Source organism: Janthinobacterium sp. HH104 (assembly GCF_001758715.1).
GTDB lineage: Bacteria > Pseudomonadota > Gammaproteobacteria > Burkholderiales > Burkholderiaceae_D > Janthinobacterium > Janthinobacterium aestuarii.
In genome coordinates, this window is record NZ_LRIB01000050.1 from 56809 (window position 1) to 79840 (window position 23032).

The window sequence follows — 23032 nt, forward strand, 5'->3', positions numbered from 1 at the left end:
ACGCCAGCGACTACTTGCGCTGCAGATCGTACACACCGCCTCCATTCGCAACAAAATACAGGGTGCCGCCGCCGTCACTCACCTCATCTTCGATGGGGCCATCCGTGCCACGCTTGCTCACCGTCCAGCTTCCCGCCTGCAAATCCGCCACCAGCACCTGCATGGATGCGCTTTGCGCCGGCAACTCGACGGTGACAGTCCCGCCCAGCGGCAAGCCGCTTTTGGAAAACAGCACCACGCGGTCCTGGATTTTCACGCCAGCCAGCAGGGCCGAATCGATGGCCGTCGTCGGCAGCGCAGGCAGCGTGCTGCTGGCATCCATCACCTGCATCACGTTCAGGAACACATCCGTTTCGTTCCCGCTCGGCGGCGACACTTCCAGCCGCCACGCGCCCGCTTCCTCGGTCGAATAATCGGCTTCAGGCTGGATAGGATAGTTCGTGCCGCCAACGCTGAATTCATTGCCGCTGCCGCCGACCTTGGCCAGCAGCGCATTCGCCGGCAGCAAGGTGCGGTTGATCAGCTTGCCGTTGTACTGCAAGGTGCTGTTGTAATCCCAGTCCGTGCGCTGGATGAGCACCGTGTCGCCGCTGATTTGCGGCTCAAACTGGCTGTGCAGCAGCCAGGTCTTCTTGAACCCCGCGTCGCTGGCGCTGACTTTGTCGAACACGATCAGGGCCGCCGGGTGATCCGTATTCTTGAGATTCAAGAACACGAATGAGCGCTGGAACTGGCGCACCTTGCTGCTGTACGCGGCCGTCAGGTCGCCCTTGATGTAGCTGAAGTCGGGCGCCCCGGCCGCGCCGCCGACCTGCTGCTGGCGCAGGACAGTGGCCACCTTGTAGCCATTGGCCAGTTCCGCCACGGATGACGGCTCGTCGCCCGGGAAGCGCTGCCCGCCGTCATTGGCATAGCCGTCGAAATTCTCGTCCGGGTCATGCACGAGCATGGTGTTGTGCGCGATGCTGCGCTTGTGATAATTCATGTCGTGCGCACTGCCGTATTCCAGGGGGATGCTGGGATCGGCCACATCCCTGCCGCTATAAATGCCCGAATCGATGGCCAGGCCGCCCTTGTAGTAAATCTGAAAATGCCCGGCGTCATAATGCTCGTGGTTGCCGAACCAGTCGCCGCCGAGCTTCATCGTCGCCACGACATTGCCTGACTCCACATGTATGCCATCGGTCCACCCCGTGCGAGCGATCATCAGGCCGGCGGGATCCGGAAAATATTTGGTCAAGGGCAACGCAGCTGGACTCGGCGTGCTCCCCATGGTCGTATTGCCCAGCAGAATAGGCCAGATGCTGTCCTTGGGGTGGATAAAACTGGTCGACGGCTGCAACGACTGCTTCAAATACTCATGCTTCAAGGTGGGATTGTTGTAGTAGGTGGCGGGCAGCATGAAGGCCAGCGGTTCGCTCCAATACTCCCTGCTGTTGGTGTAGGAGGAGTGATAGACGTCGCCATCACGCATCCATTGTCCGTCGGGGCGGCGCGTGTACAGCCAGTGATACGGCGTCATCTGCTGCACGGGATCGAACACGGGCGCGGCGCCCATGCGCCGGAATATCCATGCGGCGTACATATCCGCCAGGAAACGCACCGTGCCATACGACGCACCCTGGTGATACGCTTGCGCGGCGTAGGCATAGTTACGCGGCGCGATATAGTCGGCAAAGAAGCGCCCGGCAACGATGTTGTAGACCAGCGGCGCCTCGTCATAAAAGGCGATGGCGGCCGACAGTTGGTCGCGCAGCAGCTGGTTGTCGCTGCCATGGCCGACGACGGGGCCTTGCCGCGATGGCGGAAAGCCGATTTCCATCGTGGCTGCCAGCTGCGTAAAACGCGCGACGACATAGGCGCGCTGCTGCGCACTCATCAGATGGAAGCACCAGTCATACACCATGGCGCTGGCCAGGATGATATCGCCTTTCTCGTTCGGGTGATTGTAGCCGGGCGCAAACTGCACGGCCGCCAGGTAGTCGAGCAGCATCTGCACGGCTTCCCGGCCCCGCTGCGCCTGCGCCGGCGAACCGTCGCGTTCGTACAGCAGAGAGTACAGCGCCTTCGCCTTGATCGCGCTCACGGCATCGACCTGGTGGTTGCTCCTGGCCGGGCCGCCAGGCACGAACACGGGCAACGCCACCACCGCCGGTGCCGCGACAAACCCATTCAGGACAGCGCGATGCTGCACCATTTCCTGCGCGCCGGACTCGAAACGGCTGCGTATCGCGGCCAGGTCCCCCACCCGGGCAAACACGCGCGGATGCTCGCCGGCGGGCGGCAGCACGGTGGGCAGCGGATACACGCCATAGCCTTGCGGGACAAAATCGGCCAGCGCCGTGACCAGCAAGCAATCGATCCCCAGGCCGCCTTCGCGGTACTGGAGTTTCAGTTCGCGCTCGCCAGCGGCGAGCCAGCGCGTGACGGGCAGCCAGGTCCACTTCGGTGGCTGGCCGGCGGTGAACGGCACGGATGCACTGGCATAGGCGCCATTGTCGACCGCCAGGTACAAGGACGCGGCGTTCGCCGCCGGCGCCAGCACGCGCAGCCAGATCGTATAGTTGCCATCGCGGGGCACGGTCACGCTGTACGACAATTGCGCCGCCGCGCCTGGCGACTCGGCACGCGCCAGGTCAGCCGGCGTACTCAGATAGCCGCCGCCGGAAACCACGTTGCCGCCCTGGCTTTCCAGCCCCCATGGCGCGCCAGGCGCCGTACTTTCCGCCTCAAACATGGCCTCGACGGGAAAAGGCGTGGCATGCAGGGCAGGACTGGCTGCCAGCAAGGCAAAAGAGATAAAACCGCGTCGCAGTGGGGACATCAGGAGGACTCCAGATTGTTGTATTTTAAACAGCAACAACAATACACTACTTGGCGATATTTGATTCCATTTTTATAACAAAAATACCTGAGCCGGCCGGCGACGGGCAAAAAAAACCGCCCGGATCGTCATGACACCGGGCGGTTTTCATTGGAGCGCGTAAAACATCAAGCCTGCGAACTGCCCGCTTTCTTCTCGCGCGCCACGATATACAGCAGCACGATGATGACGGCATACGGCAGCAGCGACAGCGCGTCCGAGTGCAGGCCCGCGTAGAACGGGTTGCCGTGCTCGGCCCAGTCGGCCATCATCTGGTCGAAGTGCGTGAGCACGCCGGCCGTGATGGCGATGATGATGCCGGCCAGCGCGCCGCCGGCGATGTAGCCGGAGGCCAGCAGCACGCCCGAGCTGCGGTCGCCCGCCAGCTGGCGCTCTTCCTCGTTCAGCTTTGCGTTGTGTTCCAGCTTGTTGTTGCGGCGGTCCGCCAGCCAGCGCACCAGGCCGCCGACGAAGATCGGCAAGGTCGATGACAGCGGCAGGTACACGCCGACGGAAAACGCCAGCGACGGGATACCGGCCATTTCAAGCACCACGGCGATCATCACGCCGAACAGCACCAGGGTCCACGGCAGTTGCTGGTCGAGGATGCCCTTGATGATGTAGGACATCAGCACGGCCTTCGGCGCATCGTATTTCTTCACTTCCGAACCGTCCGGACGCTTGCTGTAATGGCCGTTGATGCCCGGATCGACCAGGTAAGCCAGCTGGCCATCTTCCTTGACGAAATACTTGCCGGCCGGGCCACCCACGGTGTCCGTCTTTTGCCAGACTTTATACGTATTGTGGTCGGTATCGGCTTGCGGGCCATGCAGCTCGCCCGTCACCGTCAGCTTCGACGCATCGACCGTCAGGCCGGGCGCCACTTGCGCGGCCGGCACGTAGACGGTGCTCGCTTCATTCAGTTTCAGCAGAATCGGGCCGAGGATCAGCGCGGACGACAGCGCGCCTGCCAGAATCGCGTATTGCTGCAGGCGCGGCGTGGCGCCCACCAGGTAGCCGGTTTTCAAGTCTTGCGAGGTGGTGCCCGCATTGCTGGCGGCGATGCAGACGATGGCGCCCACCGACAGGGCCGTCACATAGTAACGCCCGCCCGTCCAGCCCATGATCAGGAAGATCAGGCAGGTAAACAGCAAGGTGGCCACGGCCATGCCGGAGATCGGGTTCGACGACGAGCCGATTTCACCGGTCAGGCGCGACGACACGGTGGCGAACAGGAAGCCGAAGACGAGGATCAGCAGCGCGCCGAGGAAATTCATGTGCAGCGGCGTGGCGAAGGTGATCACTGCGATGATGGACAGGCAGCCGATGACGACCCATTTCAGGGGGATGTCCTGGTCGGTGCGCAAGGTGGAATTGCTCTTGACGCCCTTGCCGATGCCTTTCAGGCCGGCCGACAGGCTGCGCCAGATCATGGGCATGGCGCGCACGAGGGAAATCAGGCCGCCGGCGGCCACTGCCCCCGCACCGATGTACAGCACGTAGGCGCTGCGCACGTCGTCCGCGCCCATTTCGCTGATCAACTTGGTGCCAGGAGACAGCACGGTGGTCAGGCTGTCGCCGAAGAACTTGATCATCGGGATCAGCAGCAGGTAAGACAGCACGCCGCCAGCCGCCATGGTGGCGGCGATGCGCGGGCCGATGATGTAGCCCACGCCCAGCAATTCAGGGGAAATCTCGGCGCCGATGGAGCCGCCCTTGAGCGGCGCGGCAAATTCCACGCCCGGCGTATCCTTCCAGCCCTTGAACGAGATATTGAACACCTTGTACAGCAAGCCGACGGCAAAACCGCCGAAGATGATCTTGGCGCGGCGCTTCGCGTCCAGCGCGGCGGCCGAATCCTTCTCGATGCTTTCGCCGGCGGCGATGCGCGATTCTTCCGTGGCGGCAGCCTTGAGCACTTCGGCGCACGCCGTGCCTTCGGGGAATTTGAGTTCCTTGTGCTGGTCGACGATCATGGTGCGGCGCATCGGGATCATCATCAGGATGCCCAGCAGGCCGCCGAGGATACCGACCAGCATGACCCGCGAGATTTCCAGGTCGAAGCCGAGGATCAAAATGGCCGGCATGGTCACGCCCAGGCCGAAGGCCAGCGATTCGCCGGCCGAACCGGCCGTTTGCGTGATGCTGTTTTCCAGGATCGACGAATCCTTGCCGCCCACCTTCTTGGCCAGGCCGAACAGGGTGATGGCGATCACGGCGACGGGGATCGACGCGCTGACGGTCAGACCCACTTTCAGCACCAGGTACAGCGAGGAGGCGCCAAAGACCATCCCCAGGATGACGCCCATGAATAGCGCGCGGAAGGTCATCTCGGGCAGCTTCGCATCGGCCGGAATGTACGGCTTCACGACGCTCGGTGTTGCATCTTTTGCCATGGATATTTCCTTAATTTTTAAAAATAAACAGCCCGGATTGACGCCCGGGCTATTTTCTTGAAGCCGAGACTATCGCACAGCCGCGTTTCGATGAAAAGGTTTTTTGCTCCCGGTCCCGGCGGCCAGCCCTGGCACCCGCCCGCGCCGGAACGGCTGGCGCATTGGTCTATAATCGCTGCCACCGTGCCCTGCACGCTCACGTGAGACTGCCTTGACTGCCAAACGAACCGGATTCCCCTGGCCTTCCCGCCGCGCCACCGTGCGCGGCTTCATCATCGCCGGCTGCGCCGCGCTGGCCGCTGCCCTGCTGCTGGCCGCCTACCTGTTCCTGTACGTGCGCCCCCGCCTGCCCGAACTGGGCGTCATCACCGACTACCAGCCGAAGATACCACTGCGCGTGTACACGACCGACAATGTGCTGATCGGCGAATTCGGCGAAGAGCACCGCGACTTCGTGCCGATTGCGCAAGTGCCGGAAATGATGAAGAAGGCCTTGCTGGCCATCGAGGATGGCCGCTTCTACGAGCACCACGGCATCGACTTCGTGCGGGCCGGCGGCGCCGTGCTGTCGAACCTGCGCCACGGCTTCGGCCACGGCGGCGGCTCCACCATCACCATGCAGGTGGCGCGCAATTTCTTCCTGACGCGCGAAAAAGTCGCTTCGCGCAAGCTCAACGAAATCATGCTGGCCCTGAAAATCGAGTCGGCCCTGTCGAAAGAGCAGATTCTTGAGCTGTACATGAACCAGATGTACCTGGGCCAGCGCTCGTTCGGCTTCGGCAGCGCGGCGCAGACGTATTTCGGCAAACCGCTCAATGAACTGTCGATCGCGGAAATGGCCATGCTGGCGGGCCTGCCGCAAAACCCGTCGCGCCACAACCCGATCAGCAATCCGAAAAAGGCGCACGCGCGCCAGCGGCTGGTCTTGAAACGCATGCGCGAACTCGATTACATCAGCGAAGGCCAGTACCAGCAAGCGCTGGCCCAGCCGCTGCATATCAATAGCCGCGGCAAGCAGGGTTTCGATACCCACGCCGAATACGTGGCCGAACTGGCGCGCCAGGCCGTCTACGCGAAGTTCAAGGAGGACAGCTACACCAAGGGAATCAGCGTCTACACGACGATCCTGAAAGCGGACCAGGACGCGGCCTACGCCTCGACGCGCCGCAACGTCATCGCCTACGACCAGCGCCACGGCTACCGCGGCCCGGAAACCTTCATCGACATGCCGGCCGATCCCGAGCAGCGCGACGACGCCATCGACGCGGCGCTGCAAAAACGCCCGGACAGCGACGGCCTGATCGCCGCCGTCGTCACGGACGTGGCCAGCGGCAAGGTGGTGGCCGACACGGGCGACGGCGACGCCAAGACGATCACAGGTGATGGCTTGCGCTTTGCCGCCCCCGCCCTGTCCGCCAAGGCCAGCGCCGGCATCAAGCTGCGCCCGGGCGCCGTGATCCGCATCACCAGGGATGGCAAGGACAACTGGGCCATCACGCAAGTGCCGCTGGTGGCCGCCGCCTTTGTCTCGCTCGACGCGGACACGGGCGCCTACCACGCCATGGTGGGCGGCTTCGACTACAACCTGCAAAAGTTCAATCACGTGACGCAAGCGTGGCGCCAGCCCGGTTCGGCGATGAAACCGTTCGTGTATTCGGCGGCGCTGGAAAAAGGCTTTTCGCCGGCCACCCTGATCAATGACGTGCCTTTGGAAATGCAGGCGGGCGGCAAGGTGTGGGCGCCGCAGAACGACGACTTCAAGTTCGACGGCCCCATCACCATGCGCTATGCGCTGGCGCAATCGAAGAACGTGGCCTCGGTGCGCATCCTGCGCGCGCTGGGCGTGTCGTACACGCACGACTTCATGGAAAAATTCGGCTTCGACCCGGCCCGCCAGCCGAACAATCTGACCATGGCGCTGGGCACGGGTTCCGTCACGCCCGTGCAGATGGCGGGCGCCTACGCCCTGTTCGCCAATGGCGGCCACCAGGTGGAACCTTACCTGATCGACCGCATCGTCGATGCCAAGGGCGCCATCCTGATGCAGACCAAGCCGCCCGCGCCGAACGACGACAAGACCCTGGCACTCGACCCGCGCAACGCCTTCGTGATGGACAGCATGCTGCGCGAAGTGGCGCGCACGGGCACGGGCGCGGCGGCGACAAAAAAACTGGGCCGGACTGACATCGCCGGCAAGACGGGCACCACCAGCGACGCCGTCGACGGCTGGTTCGCCGGCTACAGCGGCGGCATCGTGGCCGTGGCGTGGATGGGCTACGACGAGCCCAAGTCCCTGGGCGGACGCGAATTCGGCGCCACCCTGGCCATGCCGATCTGGATCGACTACATGCGCACGGCCCTGTCGACGCGCCCGCAAATCACGCGCGCCGTGCCGGAGGGCCTGAGCCAGGTCGACGGCGAGTGGCTGTACGATGAATTCATCGACATGAACGGGGTCAAGACGCTGGATATGGACGTGGAGACGCCGACGGATCCGGCGGCCGTGCCGGAGACGCTGCCCATAGAAACCACGAACTGATCAGTAGGTCGGGTTAGCCGGAACGGCGTAACCCGACAAGCCGCCGTCGGCGGCGTTTTTACGGCGCCTTGACCATGCTCAAATACCCGCGCGCCGTACTGACGACGCTATCGGCGAAATCGTCGACATTGACCTTCGCGGCGCGGTACTTCCAGCGTTTCACGTACCAGTCCTGGAACAGGGCCAGGCAGTGCGCGGCCAGCAAGGTCGGATCGCCCTGCGGCTTCGGTTCGATTTCGGCGATGGTGGCCGCGATCAGGGTCTGCACATACAGTTCCGAATTCTTCGCCATGCTGCGCTGCTCGACCTGCAGCACGCGCGAATCCATGAAGACGAAATAAAACCACGGCTGCAGCACTTCGGACAGGTAGATCGACGAGCGTATCATCGCTTCGAGGCGGTCCAGCGGCGACTTCACGTCGACGAACAGCTGCGGCAAGGCTTGCGTGGCGTGGCGCACCACGTCCTCGATCATTTCGGCCAGTTGATCCTTGCTGGTGATGTAGCCATACAGGCCGCCCATCGACAGCCCCGTCTCGCGGCACAGGTCGCGCAAGCTCATGGCGCGAAAACCCACGTCATTGGCCAGGCGGAAGGTGGCGACGAAGATGCGTTCAAGATTTTCCAGCGCCGGCTTGCGGCGCTTGACGCCGATACGTTCCGCGTGGCGGTCAAGAATATATTCCCAGATGTTTTCGCCATTTAAAGGCGTCATCTGCTGAAACTGTTCAAAATTAAAATGGGTCGACAAGTGCATTCCCAAATAACGGTGTAAGAGCGATATCCATGCAATGCCTGGGCAAGGCACTGCAAGACGGCGGGACGGCTGATGCGGGGCCGATTATAGCTCAGGAAAACAACTATTTTACTTTTCAACTATGCAATGGGCGCATAAGCCACGCCAAATACCCACAGTTATTGCGCTGCATCATGCAATTCAAATGCAATTTACATCGAGCGGTGCTACATTTAAAAAACCGAGCGCTCGCTATTTTTAATGCATCGAGAATGCAAGGAGTGCACGGTTCACCGCTACAGCATCGACATTTCCATATTATTCAAATAACGGAGACAAAATGAAGACTCGCTTTTGGCAACTGCTATCCACCCTGCTGTTCACCCTCGCCATCCTGCCCGGCAGCGCCAGCGCCGCCGGCTACACGCAAACGAAGTACCCGATCGTGCTCGTGCACGGCTTGTTCGGCTTCGACAAGCTCGGTCCCGTCGACTATTTTTATGGCGTCTCCGACGCCTTGCGCAGCGGCGGCGCACAAGTGTATGTGACCACCGTGTCGGCCGCCAACAGCACGGAAGTGCGCGGCGAGCAGCTATTGTCGCAGGTGCGGCAAATCCTCGCCGCCACGGGGGCGGCCAAGGTCAATTTGATCGGCCATAGCCACGGCGGCCCCACGGCCCGCTATGTCGCTTCCGTGCGCCCCGATCTGGTGGCGTCCGTCACCAGCGTGGCCGGCGTGAACAAAGGCTCCAAGGTGGCCGATATCCTCAGCGGCGCCATTCCCAACACCAGCAACGCGTTGGGCAATGCGCTGGCCTCCCTGATCGGCATTTTGTCGGGTAACAAGGGCTTGCCGCAAAACGCGGGCGCCTCGCTGGCGTCGCTGTCCACGGCCGGCTCGCTCGCTTTTAATAGCCGCCATCCGCAAGGTGTGCCCACCTCCGCCTGCGGCGAAGGCGCGTACCAGGTACAAGGCGTGCACTATTTTTCCTGGAGCGGCGCGCAACCGTACACGAACGTGCTCGACGTGGGCGACCCGGCACTGGCAGCCATCAGCCTGGCCTTCGGCGGTGCCAAGAACGATGGCCTGGTCAGCAGCTGCTCCAGCCACCTGGGCAAGGTAATCCGCGACGACTACGCCATGAACCACCTCGATGAAGTCAACCAGTTCGTCGGCATCGTCAATCTGTTCGAGACCAGCCCCGTCACCGTCTTCCGCCAGCAAGCGAACCGCCTGCAAGGCCTGGGACTGTAAGGAGAAGCGCATGTACGCGAAATGGATCTTCGGCGGCAGCCTGGCGGCGCTGGCCCTGTACCTGGCGCTGCGCCCGGGCGAGGCGCCCGCCCCGCCGCCGGAAAAGGCGGAACCGGACCTGTTCGCGTTCGTGCGCTCGATGGAAGGCACCCGGCCCGACGGCAACGTGACGGTGGCCGCCGGCGACAAGCTGGTGGTCGACGCGGAACTGGCCCACCTGTTCGACTACTACCTGGCGGGCCTCGGCGAAAAGCCGCTGGCCGCCATCCGCAGCCAGATCGAGGCGGAACTCGACAAGCGCCTGGCGCCCGTGCCCGCCCGCGAAGCCAAACGCCTGCTGGGCGCTTACCTGGCTTACAAGCAGGCGCTGGCCGGCGCGGAACAGGCCTTGCCGGCGCAAGCCGATGCGGCCCTGGCGGCGCGCGCGCGCCTGCAAGCCATGCGGGCCTTGCGCGGCAATTACTTTACAGCCGAGGAAAGCACGGGCCTGTTTGGCGCCAGCGACGCGTATGACGACGACGCCGTGGCGCGCATGGCCATCCTCGGCGACGCGTCCCTCGATGAAGCGCAGCGCCAGGCGCAACTGGCCGCGCTGGACCAGAAAATGTCGCCGGCCCTGCGCGCCGCGCGCGACGCGCCGCTGCAAGTGGCGCAGCTGGACGCCTCCGTCAAGGCCTTGCGGGCACAGGGCGGCGGCGAGAATGAAGTCTACCGCCTGCGCGCCAGCACCTTCACGCCGGCGGCGGCGGCGCGCCTGGCGGAACTGGACCGCGAGGAATCGCAGTGGCAGCAGCGCATCATCGCGTACCAGGCTGCCAAGGCACAGCAGGCCAGCCTTCCCGGCGGCGCGCAGGATGCGGCAGCCCTGCAGCAGCTGCGCGACGCCAGTTTCACGCCGGAGGAACAGCGCCGGCTGGGCGCCTACGAATAGCGCTCAGGCCAGCCGCGCCAGCAAAGCCGCCGCCGCCATCACGTCAGAAGTGTCGCGCCCCTGCCGGTAGTCGGCATGGATCGGGGCGAGCACGGCATGCGCGGCGGCGGCGCGGCCTTGCGCCTGCAGCACGGCCGCCAGACTGGTGGCGCAGCGCAGCTCCCAGCCCGGCGCCTGCTGGCCCCTGGCCAGCAGCAGCGCCTCTTCCAACTGCACCCTCACCGCTTCCAGGCCGGCCGCATCGTCGTGCGCCAGCGCGCGCCAGCGGTGGTGCGCGTCGCGGCGCAGCACTTCCGGCGCGCTCCACGGCGCCAGGCCCATGCGCGCGCGCCGCAGCGCCTGGCTATCGGCGGCCGCGTCGTGCAGGGTGGCCATCAGATCGACCTGTATCGGCCAGCTGCGCACCGACGGCCAGGGGAACTGCGCCAGCGCCTCGCCCCCGTCGAGCAGGCGCTGGTAGGCGGCGCCCCAGGCGCTCCAGTACAGCAAGCCATAGCGGGCCGCGTGCTCGCACAGCAGGCAAATCCACGCATGCGCCAGTTCCCGCTGCCCGCACCACAGGGCGACGGGAATGGCATTGATGGCCAGCGCCACGCACAGCGTGACGCCATTGTGCTCGAAGCCCACCGTCACCGCCTCGCGCGCCAGCGCCAGTGCGTCGTCGGGGCGGCCCTGCATCCACAGGCAGCGCGCCAGCGTGCCGCGCAGGCACACCTGGTGATCGGCCAGCAAGGCATTGTTGAAGCCGAGCTGCGCGGCACCCTCGGGATGCGCGAGCACCATGCGCGCCAGCGCCGCCGACTGCGCGTAGCGTCCCTGCACATACTCGCCCACGGAGCGCATGCGCGCCAGTACCAGCCGCATCGGCGCGTCATCGCGGGCCTCGCGCGCGTCGCACAGGACGGCAAGCTCGGTGGCGTAACTGTCGGCGCGCTGGAAATCGGCCAGCTTCAGGCAGCAGATCCACATGCCGCAAATCGCCTCACAGCGGCGGCTGCCATCGTCCGTGCGCATGGCCAGCGCATAACCGTGCTGGAACGAGCGCAGCATGGTGCCGGTGATGCCCTGCGTATGCAGCAGCAGGTGCGCCTGCGAGGCATGCAGCCGCATCTCGCTGTCCGGGTCGTCCAGCCCACGCGCGGCCATGCGCTCGAGCGCCCGCCCGACGCGCACGCGGTATTCGTCCATCAGCGACAGCTGGTAGAACAGGGTTTGCGCGGCCAGGGTCAGGGACACGCCCAACGCCACGTCGCCCTCCTCGCCGAAAGCCCAGTCGATGGCGGCGCGCAGGTCGTCGACATGGCGGCCGTAGCGCGCGCTCCAGCTGGCCGGCGGCATGCTGCCCCAGTCGGCCGCGATGCGTTGGGCCAGGCCCAGGCAATGGCGCGCATGGCGCAGCAGCACGGCGCCCGCATCCCCGCCCGCCGACAGCAACGCGCCGGCATAGGCACGCGTGGTGTCGAGCAGCCGGTAATACACATGCTGGCCGCAAAACTCGATGCTGACGAGGGACTTGGCCGCCAGGTCGGCCAGGGTGTCGAACACGTCGCATCCGGCCACGGCGCTGGCCGACTCGAGGCGGAAGCGGCTCCTGAACACGCTCAGCGCCTGCAGCACCTGGCGCTCTTGCGCGTCGAGCAGGCCATAGCTCCAGTCCAGGGTGGCGCGCAGGGCCTGGTGGCGCAAGGGCATGTTGCGCGCGCCCCGCGTGAGCAAACGAAAGCGGTCATCAAGCTGGCGGCGCAATTCGTGCAGGCCGAAATGGCCGATGCGACCGGCCGCCAACTCCAGCGCCAGCGGGATGCCATCGAGCCGCCGGCAGATGTCCACCACCACGGGCACGTCGGCGTCGGCCAGCACGAAAGCATCGTCGACGGCCGCGCAGCGTTCGCAAAACAGCTGTACCGCGGCGAAATGGCGTACTGCCGCCGCATCGGGCACGGCATCGGCCGGCGGCAATTCCAGCGCGGGCAAGCGCTGCAACTGCTCGCTAGTGAGGCGCAGCGGCTCGCGGCTGGTGGCCAGCACGTGCAGCAGCGGCGCACCCTTGAGCAAGGCGTCGGCCAGCGCGGCGGCCGCGCCGATCACATGCTCGCAGTTATCGAGCACGATCAGCATGTGGCGCGGACGCAGGTAGGCCAGAAGCACCGGCATGGCATCGCCGGCCGCCACGGCCACGCCCAGCGCCGTGGCCAGCGCCAGCGGCACCAGACGGCCCTCGTCCAGCGGCGACAGGTCGACGAAACACACGCCGTCGGCATAGCGGCGCAGCACGCGCGTGGCCAGGGCGACGGCCAGCGTGGTCTTGCCGATGCCGCCCGGGCCGGCAATGCACAGCAGGCGCAATTGCAGCAGCTGGTTGGCCATCGTCTGCAGCACCTCGGCGCGACCCAGCATGCGCGTGAGCATGACGGGCAGGTTGTGCCGCGGCTCGGCGCCTGCCGCACCGGGCGCCGGCCGGCCCGTGTGCGCCAGCGGCGCCAGGAAGCCGTAGCCGCGCCCGGGAATGGTGGTGATGTAGCGCTGGCCATCGCGGCCGTCGCCGAGCGCCTTGCGCAGCGCCGCCAGATGCACGCGCAAGGTCGCGTCGTCGACCACGGCATTGGGCCAGACGATGGCCACCAGTTCATGCTTGTCGACGATGTCGCCGGCGCGCTCCAGCAGGGCCAGCAGCAAGTCCATGGCCCGGCTGCCCAGGCGCAGCGCGCGTTCGCCCTCGAACAGCACGCGCTCCAGCGGCAAAAGGCGAAACGGGCCGAAGACATAGGCCGGGGCAGGACTGTTTATCATTCTTGCGTGGGGAAGTAGGTGTTAAAGCACGCGGCTTGCAGTGGCCATATTCTACTGAGCATCCGCGCCATGCCGCATGGCGCCATGTTTCGGCACTGTTACAGGGCCGGCCGGCGCGCCAGCGGCCAGCAGCGCGGCCACGTCGGCCGCGGGCGCCGGGCGGTGCAGGTAAAAGCCCTGTACCTGGGGGCAGCCCAGCCGCCGCAGCTGCGCCAGCTGTTCACCGTTTTCCACGCCCTCGGCCAGCGCCTGCAAGCCCAGGCCCCGCGCCAGCGCAATGGTCGAGGCGACGATGACAGTGTCACAATCTGCGCTGCCACCGCTGCCCAGGTCGTGGATGAAGGAGCGGTCAATCTTGATGGTGTGAATCGGCAGCATCCTGACATGGCTCAAGCCCGAATGGCCGGTGCCATAGTCGTCGAGCGAAATGGACAGGCCCAGCGCGCGCAGCCGGCGCAATCCCTGCGTCGCCTGCGCCATATCGTCGATGCAGCAGCTTTCCGTCACTTCCAGCTCCAGCAGGCCGGGCGGAATGGCGTGACGCCGCAGGCAGCCCAGCACGAAGTCGGGTAACTGCGGCTGGCACAGCTGGCGCGCCGAGACATTCACCGCGACCGGCACCACCGGCAGGCCCTGCGCGCGCCACTGCGCCAGCTGACGGCAAGCCGCGTCGATGCCCCAGTTGCCCAGCGCGGCGATGGCGTTCGTCCGCTCGGCCAGGCCGATGAATTCGTTCGGGTAGACGAGGCCATGGCGCGGATGGTTCCAGCGCAGCAGCGCTTCCAGGCCGACCAGGCACAGCCGCGCCGTATCGAACTTGCCCTGGTAATGAAAGCAGAATTCGCCGTCGACGATGGCCCTGTCCAGGCGCCCCTGCAACTCCCGGCTGCGCACCGGCGCCCGGCACAGCAGCGCCAGCGCGCCGTGCCAGAACCTTGCCAGGCGCGCCACTAAGCCAGCAGGCGCGGCACGGCAGGCGCAGGGCGGCCCGCCAGAACCGCCGGCCCCTGGCGCAGGCGAAACACGCTGACCACCTGCAGCAGATTCGCCGCCTCGCCTTCCAGCGATTGCGATGCGGCCGCCGCTTCCTCCACCAGGGCCGCGTTCTGCTGCGTCACTTCATCCATCTGCACGACCGCCTGGCTGACCTGGCCGATGCCCGTGCTTTGCTCGGCGCTGGCCGCCGTGATGTCGGCCACCATCTGGCTCACGCGCCCCACGGCCGCCACCACTTCCTGCATCGTGGCGCCGGCCTGCGCAACCAGCGCCGCGCCCGCGTCCACCTGCTGCGTCGAGGTGGCGATCAGGGCGCGGATATCGCGCGCCGCCGCCGCGCTGCGCTGCGCCAGGTTGCGCACTTCCGTTGCCACGACGGCAAAGCCGCGCCCCTGCTCTCCCGCACGCGCCGCTTCCACGGCTGCGTTCAGGGCCAGGATATTCGTCTGGAAGGCCAGCATGTCGATCACGCCGATGATGTCGGCGATCTGCGCAGACGACGCACTGATGGCGTCCATCGTATGGATCACCTGGCCCACGGCTTGCCCGCCAGCGCCTGCGATGTTCGCCGCCTCGACGGCCAGCACGCTCGCATGGCGGGCATTGTCCGCGTTCTGCTGCACCGTGGAACTCAGTTCCTCCATGGCCGATGCGGTCTGTTCGAGCGAGCTGGCCTGCTCCTCCGTGCGCGAGGACAGGTCGATATTGCCGGCCGCGATCTGCGACGAGGCCGTGGCGATGGTGTCGGTGCCGCTGCGCACGCGCTGCACGATGTCGAGCAGGTTGCCGTTCATGATGCACAGCGCGTCGAGCAGCTTGCCCGTTTCATCGCCGCCGTGACGGCCAAAGGCCGACGTCAGGTCGCCGGCGGCCACGGTCTGCGCCACGTTCAAGGCATGGCGCAGCGGATCGACGATGCTGCGCGTGACCAGCCAGGCGGTGACGAGCGAAAAGAGCACGGCCAGCGCGCTCAGCGCCAGCATCATGTTGCGCGCCGTCGTATATTCGTGATGCACCTGGTCGCCCGCCTCCTCCATCAGCGCATGCTGGTACGCGATCAGGCTTTCCAGCGCCGCCATGTAGCGCAGCTGCTCGCCGCGCACCGTACCGAGCAGCAAACCGGTCGCTTCATCGCGCGCGCCCTCTTCCAGCAGGGCCAGTACCTTGTCGCGCCCGCCGTTGAACGCGGCGCGCGCCTGCGTCACGGCCGCCATCAGCTCGCGGCCCTGCGGCGACTGCACCGCCTTTTCCAGCTGCGCCAGTCCTTTTTCCGTGTCGCCGCCCGCCCTCGCGATGGTGGCGCGTTCCTGCGCCAGCTGCTGCGGCTCCGTCATCAAAAGCAGGTTGCGCGAGGAGCGCGCGATGATGTTGACATTCTTGATGATATCGTTGGCCAGCACGGTTTTCGGATATTTGTCATCGATCACGTCGCGCATGCGCAGTTCCAGGCTGGACAGGCGCAGCATGCCCAGCACGGCGGTCGCCAGCAGCAGCAAGGTCAACAATGCAAAGGCACAGCGCAAGCGCGTGCCGATTTTCATATTTGCCATCTTTATTCGCATCCTTCAGTGTGGTACATCGGTCATCGTGCCGGGCTCGCATGCAAGGCTGACGGCAATGGCTGCCGCCTGCCAGGTATGGCCGGACGCAGCAGGCGGAAGGGTCAGCCGGGATGTGGCCGAGGCGGGAACAAGGGCGGTACGGCTGGCAGTGTGAGTTATCTCACAAGCAATGTCGCGTTAAGTTTTGCAAAGATTTGCTTAGATGGCAAAACAGCTATTTTAATAACGCTGTTTTTTTAGTAAGTAGTAACCGCAGTTCGAACCGGAGTGCGCCCCTGCGCACGCATGTGAAAACGGCCGCGCAAGGCGGCCGTCCGGTAGCGCATGCGGGCGCCGTCAATCGATCAAAACACTTCCCACTCGTCGTCGCGCGGCGCGCTCTGGCGCTGGGATGGCACGGCGTGCAGGGCCGGGCGGCCCGAATTGGGGTGTGATACGGGGCGCGAAGCTTGTCCCGGTGCCGGACGCTTCAGCGCGGCGCTGGCCGCCACGGTGCGCGGCGCGGCCGGCTTTGCGTTTGCGTGCGCGGCAGGCGCCTGCGCGCCATCGAGCTTGAAGACGCTGACCACCTGGGCCAGCTGGCCCGATTGCTCCTGCAGCGATTCGGCCGCGGCGGCCGCCTCTTCCACCAGGGCCGCGTTTTGCTGCGTCACCTGGTCCATCTGGCCGATGGCCTGGTTGATCTGGTCGATGCCCGAGCTTTGCTCCTGCGTGGCCAGGCTGATTTCCGCCATGATGTCCGTCACGCGCTGCACGCTGGCGACGATTTCAGCCATCGTGCTGCCCGCCTCGGCCACCAGCTTGCTGCCCGTGTCGACGGCCACGACGGAGTCGCCGATCAGCGTCTTGATTTCCTTGGCGGCGGCTGCGGAACGCTGCGCCAGATTACGCACCTCGGTGGCCACGACGGCGAAACCGCGTCCCTGCTCGCCCGCGCGCGCCGCTTCCACGGCGGCGTTGAGCGCCAGGATATTCGTCTGGAAGGCGATGCCGTCGATGACGGAAATGATGTCGACGATCTTGCGCGACGAGTCGTTGATGGCGTCCATGGTCTCGACCACCTTGCCCACCACGGCGCCGCCCTTGACCGCCACGCCCGAGGCGTTCAGCGCCAGCTGGTTCGCCTGCTGGGCGTTGTCGGCGTTCTGCCGCACGGTCGACGTCAGTTCTTCCATCGACGACGCCGTCTCTTCCAGCGAACTGGCTTGCTCTTCCGTGCGCGAGGACAGGTCCAGGTTGCCGCTGGCAATTTCCGACGACGCCGTGGCGATGGTCTCCGTGCCGCTGCGCACTTGGCCGACGATGCTGACCAGGCTGGAATTCATGTCTTTGAGCGCCCGCAGCAGCTGGCCCGTTTCTTCCGTCGTGTGCACCTCGATCTGGCTCGTCAGGTCGCCCGAAGCCACCGTCTGCGCCACCTTCACGGCCGCGTTGATCGGCTGGGTGATGGCGCGCGTGATGTAGGCGGCGCAGCCGATGCCCAGCGCGGAGGCCAGCAAGCCGAGTATGACCATCAGGCTTTCCGAGCGGATCACGGCCGCGCTGCCGTCCTTGACGCTGGCATCGGCCACGCCGTTATTGAGCTTGATGATTTCGTTGAGCGTGCCTTCGGCCTTGCCGAACAGCGCACGCGAATCCTGGTACTGCTTGTAGAACACCGCGAACAACTCTTTCTGCCGCGGCTCGTCGCGGTTGTCGGCCAGCTGGCGCAAGATGGCGCGCACCTTGTCGTCATCGCCCTTCCAGGCCGCCCACTCGCCCTGGAAGCGCTGCCACAGCACGGCTTCCTCGGGGGTTTGCGGCAGCGGCTCGTACAGCTTGCGGCCCGCCTCGATATTCGTCCATGCCTTGGTGCGCAGCTGCAGCGCTTCCGCGAACTTGTCCTGTGCCTGGTAATTGTTTTCATACATGGCGGCCGTCAGGGTGGCGGCGGCAACGGCCGTCTGGCCTTCGCTCATCATCATCAGGCCCTGGATCGATGGCAGGCGCACCACACCGATTTCATTGACGGCGCGCCCGACGGTGGCGATGCCCGAATAGCCGCTGACGCCCACCACCAGCAAGGCCGTCATCATCACGGCGACAAGCGTCGCCAGCTTCCATTTGATCAGTAAATTCTTAAACATGGCTAGGTCCTTTATAAAGTCACGAAGACTGCTGGCGAAGTCGGGGCTGGCATGTTCGAGTAAAACAGCTGACACTTGTATAAAGGTGGCGGGGATAGGGCGTACGCTTCGTTACAATTGGCGAGATTTCATAAGTGGAAGCATAGTGGAAAACAAGCGTGCTGGCTGTCAAATACTTGATACAAGACAAGATTTATTTCTTTACTGTGGCGCGTATTGCACAGCGGTCAAAAAAAATGACAGGGCGCCCCGCTTTGGTGCAAAAAATCCCCGTGCCTCACTATTGGCTACGCAGTTGATAGTCGTATAAGATGAGCAACAAGCAAACAACAGGCAGACCATGGCTTATCCTATCGAACACAAACTGGTGATCGGGGTCGCTTCCAGCGCCCTGTTCGACCTGGCCGAATCGCACCAGGTCTACCTCGACAACGGTCCCGAGGAGTACCGCAAGTACCAGGAAACGCATATCGACACGGTCCTGCCGCGCGGCGTGGCCTTCCCCTTCATCCGCCGTTTCCTGAACATCAACAAGCACTATCCGCGCCAGTCGCCCGTGGAAGTGGTGCTGTTTTCGCGCAATTCGCCGGAAACGGGCTTGCGCGTCATGCACTCGATCGTCCACTACGGCCTGGATATCTCGCGCGCCGCCTTCATGACGGGCAAGTCGCCCTACCCCTACCTGCCCGCCTTCAACGCTTCGCTGTTCCTCAGCGCGAATGAAGGCGACGTGCGCAGCGCGCTGGCCTGCGACTACCCGGCCGGCCTGGTGCTGCCGTCGCGCACGGAAGACGACGAGGACGACGAGGAATTGCGCGTGGCCTTCGATTTCGACGGCGTGATCGCCGACGACGAAGCGGAAACCGTCTTCAAGCGCAACAACGACGTCGATGAATTCCACGCCCATGAAACCCTGAACGTGGGCACGCCGCACCGCCCCGGACCGCTGGCCGGCCTGTTCCAGAAGCTGGCCACCATGCAGCGCCTGGAAGAAAGAGCCCAGCGGCGCGACCCCGGCTATAAAAAGATCCTGCGCATCGCCATCATCACGGCGCGCAACGCGCCTTCGCACGAGAGAGTCGTGACGACCCTGAAAAGCTGGGGCGTGGCGGCCGACGAGACGTTTTTCCTCGGCGGCATGGACAAGTCGCGCGTACTGGCCGTGTTCAAGCCGCATATCTTCTTCGACGACCAGTTGAGCCACCTCAAATCGGCGGGCGGCACCATCCCGATGGTGCATGTTCCTTTCGGTGTCGCGAATATGCGCACGGGCGATGGTCTATAATCCTGCCTGTCAGCGCCGTCACTGGCGGCGCGGCGCGCACCACAGCTGTCCCATTCAACTGCCTCTGCCACTAGTGTCATCGCCTGCATGTCCTTAGACTTAACAAAAGCCCTCCCCAAGCCCGGCAACCGCTATGCGTTGCCCGCCCTGTATGGTTCATCCGACGCCTATGCCCTGGCGCTGGCCGCTTTGGCCTTGAAAGCGCGGGGCCAGATGCTGGCCGTGGTGGTGGCGCAGGCCAGCGACGGCCAGCGCCTGCTCGATGAAATCCCGTGGTTTGGCGGCAAGGAACTGCGCTGCCATCTGCTGCCGGACTGGGAAACCCTGCCCTACGACGCGTTCTCGCCGCACCAGGACCTGGTCTCCGAGCGCCTGGCCACCTTGCACGAAATCCAGACGCGCCAGTGCGACGTGCTGATCGTGCCGGCCACCACGGCGCTCGTGCGCCTGGCGCCGCCATCATTCCTGGCCGCCTACACCTTCTTCTTCAAGAAGGGCGAAAAGCTCGACGAAGCGCGCCTGAAGTCGCAGCTGACCCTGGCCGGCTACAGCCATGTATCACAAGTGATGTCGCCGGGCGAATACTCGGTGCGCGGCGGCTTGCTCGACCTGTTCCCCATGGGGTCGGCCCTGCCCTACCGCCTGGATCTGTTCGGCGACACCATCGAGACCATCCGCACGTTTGACGCCGACACCCAGCGCTCGCTGTATCCCGTGCATGAAGTGCGGCTGCTGCCGGGCCGCGAATTCCCCATGGACGAAGCGGCGCGCACCACCTTCCGCAACCGCTGGCGCGAACAGTTCGAAGGCGATCCATCGCGCTCGGTCGTGTACAAGGACATCAGCAGCGGGATCGCCTCGGCCGGCATCGAATACTACCTGCCCCTGTTCTTCGAGCAGACGGCCACCCTGTTCGACTACCTGCCGCCCGACGCCTCACTGGCTCTGGTAGGCGAGATTGACGCTGCCATCGGGCGTTTCTGGACCGATACGCAGTCGCGCTACCGCTTCCTGAAGGCGGACCGCGAGCGGCCTATCCTGCCGCCCGAATCGCTGTTCCTGTCCGACGAGCAGTTCTTCGGCCTGGCCAAGCCGTATGCGCGCCTGGCGATCGCCAAGTCGAACGATGCGCTGGCGTCCGAACTGTCGGCGCCCGTGCCGAACATCGCCGTCAACCGCCGCGCTGACGATCCGCTGGCCAACCTGCGCAGCTATTTGCTGCAATCGGGGCGCCGCGTGATGATCTGCGCCGAATCGAACGGCCGCCGCGAAACCTTGCAGCAGTACTTCAGCGAATACGATCTGCACCTGACGCCTGTGGAAGGCAGCGATGGCTTTTTGCAATCCGACGCCAAGCTGATGCTGGGCGTGGCGCCGCTGCACGCGGGCTTCGAGCTGTTTACGCCGGACGGAAATTTATCCTTCATCACCGAGACGGAGCTGTACGCCGGTTCCGGCCGCCGGGTCGGCACCAAGAAACAGGAAGGCGTGACGCAGGTCGAGTCGATGGTGCGCGACCTGTCGGAGCTGAAAATCGGCGACCCCGTCGTGCACATCAACCACGGCATCGGGCGCTACATGGGCCTGACCAGCATGGACCTGGGCGAAGGCGAGACGGAGTTCCTGCATCTCGAATACGCGAAGGACACCAAACTGTACGTGCCTGTGTCGCAGCTGCACGTCATTTCCCGCTATTCGGGCGCGTCGCCGGAAGACGCGCCGCTGCACTCGCTCGGTTCGGGCCAGTGGGAAAAAGCGAAGAAGCGCGCGGCCGAACAGGTGCGCGATACGGCCGCCGAGCTGCTCAACCTGTATGCGCGCCGCGCGCTGCGCCAGGGCCACTCGTTCGAATTCTCGTCGCACGACTACCAGCGCTTCGCCGACAGCTTCGGCTTCGACGAGACGCCGGACCAGGCCGAGGCCATCCACAACGTCATCAAGGACATGACCTCGGGCAAACCGATGGACCGCCTCGTCTGCGGCGACGTCGGCTTCGGCAAGACGGAAGTGGCGCTGCGCGCCGCGTTCATCGCCGTCATGGGCGGCAAGCAGGTGGCCATCCTGGCGCCCACCACCCTGCTGGCCGAGCAGCACGCGCAAACCTTCGCCGACCGCTTCGCCGACTGGCCCGTGCGCATCGCGGAATTGTCGCGCTTCCGCAGTGGCAAGGAAATCACGCAGGCGTTCAAGGGCATGGCCGACGGCACCATCGACATCGTCATCGGCACGCATAAACTGCTGTCCGATGACGTGAAGTTCACGCGCCTGGGCCTCGTCATCATCGACGAGGAACACCGATTTGGCGTGCGCCAGAAGGAAGCGCTGAAAGCCTTGCGCGCGGAAGTGGACGTGCTGACCCTGACGGCCACGCCGATCCCCCGCACCCTGGGCATGGCACTGGAAGGCTTGCGCGACTTTTCCATCATCGCCACGGCGCCGCAAAAGCGCCTGGCCATCAAGACGTTCGTGCGCAGCGAAGGCGAAGCCATCATCCGCGAAGCGTGCCTGCGCGAACTCAAACGGGGCGGCCAGATCTACTTCCTGCACAACGAGGTGGAAACCATCCAGAACCGCCTGGCCATGCTGACGGAACTGCTGCCCGAGGCGCGCATCGCCGTGGCGCACGGCCAGATGCACGAGCGCGACCTGGAAAAAGTCATGCGCGACTTCGTCGCCCAGCGTTTCAATATTCTGCTGTGTACGACGATCATTGAAACGGGCATCGACGTGCCGACAGCGAACACCATCATCATGCACCGCGCCGACAAGTTCGGCCTGGCGCAGCTGCACCAGCTGCGCGGCCGTGTGGGCCGCTCGCATCACCAGGCCTACGCCTACCTGCTGGTGCACGACGTGCAAGGCCTCACCAAGCTGGCGCAGCGCCGCCTGGACGCCATCCAGCAGATGGAAGAACTGGGCAGCGGCTTTTACCTGGCCATGCACGACCTGGAAATCCGCGGCGCCGGCGAAGTGCTGGGCGAGAGCCAGTCGGGCGAGATGACGGAAATCGGCTTCCAGCTGTATTCGGACATGCTCAACGAAGCCGTGCGCTCGCTGAAAGCGGGCAAGGAGCCGGACCTGGCCGCGCCGCTGGCGTCGACCACGGAGATCAACCTGCACGTGCCGGCCCTGCTGCCGGCCGATTTCTGCGGCGACGTGCACGAGCGCCTGTCGATCTACAAGCGCCTGGCCAATTGCGCCACGCAAGAGAAGATCGACGATATCCAGGAAGAGCTGATCGACCGCTTCGGCAAGCTGCCCGACGCCGTCAAGGCGCTGGTCGAGACGCACCGCCTGCGCATCGCGGCGAAAACCGTGGGCATCGTCAAGATCGACGTGCATGGCGAGGCGGCCACCCTGCAGTTCATGGCCAAGCCGCCGATCGATCCGATGCGCATCATCGACCTGATCCAGAAAAACCGCCATATCAAACTGCATGGCCAGGACAAGCTGAAAATCACGGCCGCCATGCCGGACCTGGCCGCGCGCGTGACGCAGATCAAGACCACCATCAAGCAATTGACGGTGTAGACCATTTCGACCATTTATGCAG

The 23032-nt window shown here is 64.8% G+C and carries 12 protein-coding genes; 5 read left to right on the forward strand and 7 right to left on the reverse strand.

From position 1 onward, the window contains the following. Positions 1–10: 10 nt before the first annotated feature. Entirely contained in the window at positions 11–2824 is a 2814-nt protein-coding gene (hepB, locus tag JAB6_RS23665) for a heparin/heparin-sulfate lyase HepB (protein ID WP_070305006.1), read from the reverse strand. A gap of 167 nt (positions 2825–2991) precedes the next feature. Further along, on the reverse strand, positions 2992–5259 hold the full coding sequence (locus tag JAB6_RS23670) for an OPT family oligopeptide transporter (RefSeq protein WP_070305007.1): 2268 nt from the start codon (positions 5257–5259) through the stop codon (positions 2992–2994). A 211-nt stretch (positions 5260–5470) separates the two neighbouring features. Here JAB6_RS23670 and JAB6_RS23675 point away from each other — a divergent pair, with 211 nt between their 5' ends. After that, positions 5471–7798 carry a penicillin-binding protein 1A gene (locus JAB6_RS23675; RefSeq protein ID WP_070305009.1) on the forward strand — a complete coding sequence of 776 codons (2328 nt, stop codon included), beginning with the start codon at positions 5471–5473 and terminating at the stop codon, positions 7796–7798. A 58-nt stretch (positions 7799–7856) separates the two neighbouring features. Here JAB6_RS23675 and JAB6_RS23680 read toward each other — a convergent pair whose 3' ends face one another. Further along, entirely contained in the window at positions 7857–8513 is a 657-nt protein-coding gene (locus JAB6_RS23680; protein WP_070305063.1) for a TetR/AcrR family transcriptional regulator, read from the reverse strand. A gap of 361 nt (positions 8514–8874) precedes the next feature. Between JAB6_RS23680 and JAB6_RS23685 the strand changes: the two genes are divergently transcribed. After that, the gene (locus JAB6_RS23685; RefSeq protein ID WP_070305010.1) at positions 8875–9789 is read left to right on the forward strand and encodes a triacylglycerol lipase; all 915 of its coding nucleotides are present in this window, start codon (positions 8875–8877) and stop codon (positions 9787–9789) included. Between the two features lie 10 nt (positions 9790–9799). After that, complete coding sequence (locus tag JAB6_RS23690; RefSeq protein WP_070305012.1) at positions 9800–10720, forward strand: lipase secretion chaperone; 921 nt, start codon at positions 9800–9802, stop codon at positions 10718–10720. Between the two features lie 3 nt (positions 10721–10723). Here the strand turns inward: JAB6_RS23690 and JAB6_RS23695 are convergent, their stop codons facing one another. The 4 genes from JAB6_RS23695 to JAB6_RS23710 form a co-directional block, all read right to left on the reverse strand. After that, positions 10724–13510: a winged helix-turn-helix domain-containing protein gene (locus JAB6_RS23695; RefSeq protein ID WP_070305013.1), complete on the reverse strand. Its 2787-nt coding sequence runs from the start codon at positions 13508–13510 to the stop codon at positions 10724–10726. Between the two features lie 51 nt (positions 13511–13561). Further along, positions 13562–14461 carry a bifunctional diguanylate cyclase/phosphodiesterase gene (locus tag JAB6_RS23700; RefSeq protein WP_070305015.1) on the reverse strand — a complete coding sequence of 300 codons (900 nt, stop codon included), beginning with the start codon at positions 14459–14461 and terminating at the stop codon, positions 13562–13564. Further along, positions 14461–16056 carry a methyl-accepting chemotaxis protein gene (locus JAB6_RS29890; protein WP_070305017.1) on the reverse strand — a complete coding sequence of 532 codons (1596 nt, stop codon included), beginning with the start codon at positions 16054–16056 and terminating at the stop codon, positions 14461–14463. Before JAB6_RS29890 ends, JAB6_RS23700 begins: the two co-directional genes overlap by 1 nt. Before the next feature lie 356 nt (positions 16057–16412). Next, positions 16413–18194 (reverse strand): methyl-accepting chemotaxis protein, encoded by a 1782-nt coding sequence (locus JAB6_RS23710; RefSeq protein WP_070305018.1) that lies wholly within the window; start codon positions 18192–18194, stop codon positions 16413–16415. A 340-nt stretch (positions 18195–18534) separates the two neighbouring features. Between JAB6_RS23710 and JAB6_RS23715 the strand changes: the two genes are divergently transcribed. Further along, positions 18535–19479, forward strand: coding sequence for a 5'-nucleotidase (locus JAB6_RS23715; RefSeq protein WP_070305020.1), 945 nt, complete (start codon positions 18535–18537; stop codon positions 19477–19479). A gap of 87 nt (positions 19480–19566) precedes the next feature. After that, a complete protein-coding gene (gene mfd, locus JAB6_RS23720) occupies positions 19567–23010 on the forward strand; it encodes a transcription-repair coupling factor (protein ID WP_070305021.1) in 3444 nt (1147 codons plus the stop codon). Positions 23011–23032: the final 22 nt, after the last annotated feature.

What these genes read in the sequence shown, in the direction of transcription:
- hepB (WP_070305006.1), bottom strand. Translation starts at nt 2,824, where the DNA reads ATGTCCCCACTGCGACGCGGTTTTATCTCTTTTGCCTTGCTGGCAGCC.
- JAB6_RS23670 (WP_070305007.1), bottom strand. Translation starts at nt 5,259, where the DNA reads ATGGCAAAAGATGCAACACCGAGCGTCGTGAAGCCGTACATTCCGGCC.
- JAB6_RS23680 (WP_070305063.1), bottom strand. Translation starts at nt 8,513, where the DNA reads ATGACGCCTTTAAATGGCGAAAACATCTGGGAATATATTCTTGACCGC.
- JAB6_RS23685 (WP_070305010.1), top strand. Translation starts at nt 8,875, where the DNA reads ATGAAGACTCGCTTTTGGCAACTGCTATCCACCCTGCTGTTCACCCTC.
- JAB6_RS23690 (WP_070305012.1), top strand. Translation starts at nt 9,800, where the DNA reads ATGTACGCGAAATGGATCTTCGGCGGCAGCCTGGCGGCGCTGGCCCTG.
- JAB6_RS23695 (WP_070305013.1), bottom strand. Translation starts at nt 13,510, where the DNA reads ATGATAAACAGTCCTGCCCCGGCCTATGTCTTCGGCCCGTTTCGCCTT.
- JAB6_RS29890 (WP_070305017.1), bottom strand. Translation starts at nt 16,056, where the DNA reads ATGGCAAATATGAAAATCGGCACGCGCTTGCGCTGTGCCTTTGCATTG.
- JAB6_RS23710 (WP_070305018.1), bottom strand. Translation starts at nt 18,194, where the DNA reads ATGTTTAAGAATTTACTGATCAAATGGAAGCTGGCGACGCTTGTCGCC.
- JAB6_RS23715 (WP_070305020.1), top strand. Translation starts at nt 18,535, where the DNA reads ATGGCTTATCCTATCGAACACAAACTGGTGATCGGGGTCGCTTCCAGC.
- mfd (WP_070305021.1), top strand. Translation starts at nt 19,567, where the DNA reads ATGTCCTTAGACTTAACAAAAGCCCTCCCCAAGCCCGGCAACCGCTAT.